The organism is Nostoc sp. UCD121 (genome assembly GCF_014222285.1).
Classification (GTDB): Bacteria; Cyanobacteriota; Cyanobacteriia; order Cyanobacteriales; family Nostocaceae; genus Nostoc.
On the sequence record NZ_JACKZS010000524.1, the window covers coordinates 1 to 518 of the forward strand.

The 518-nt window shown below is 41.5% G+C and carries 1 protein-coding gene; it reads left to right on the plus strand.

The window, feature by feature from the left end:
* Window positions 1-518: ParM/StbA family protein (locus GNF10_RS37315; protein ID WP_369009421.1), on the plus strand; the 518-nt coding region annotated here is incomplete at both ends.

The window sequence follows — 518 nt, forward strand, 5'->3', positions numbered from 1 at the left end:
GGAGAATCAGCTTTCCGTACAGGAAATTATTTTGACCGAAACACTGATAACAATGAAAACAAAGTCAATAATGCATTGCTGACTTTATTCGGTGCATTGGCACATCTTCCACACCGTAAGGCTTGGCATTTAAAATTAGTTGTTAGCTTACATGATGTTGGCCTAGCTGACGAATTGCAAAAAGTACTAAGCGGAGAATATCAGCCAATACTAGCTGGCAAACAATCAGACGTGAAAATAGAAGTCCTGAAAGTCGTACTAGAAGGGATGGGTGCATTGTTTGGGCATCAATTACCTAAAAAATTAACCATTTTAGATTTTGGCAATGGCACGACTCTGCATTCTCGTTACAACCAAGGGAAACGAGAAGTTCACACCGCCTACCCCACAGGCGTAGAAGTTCTCATCAATGATATTTCCCAAAAGATGAAACATTTAAATGGCGGAAAAATCGGGGATGCCTCCAAAATCCGATTTTGTCTGGAAATGGGGCATACTCGGTACAGCCGGGACATTGA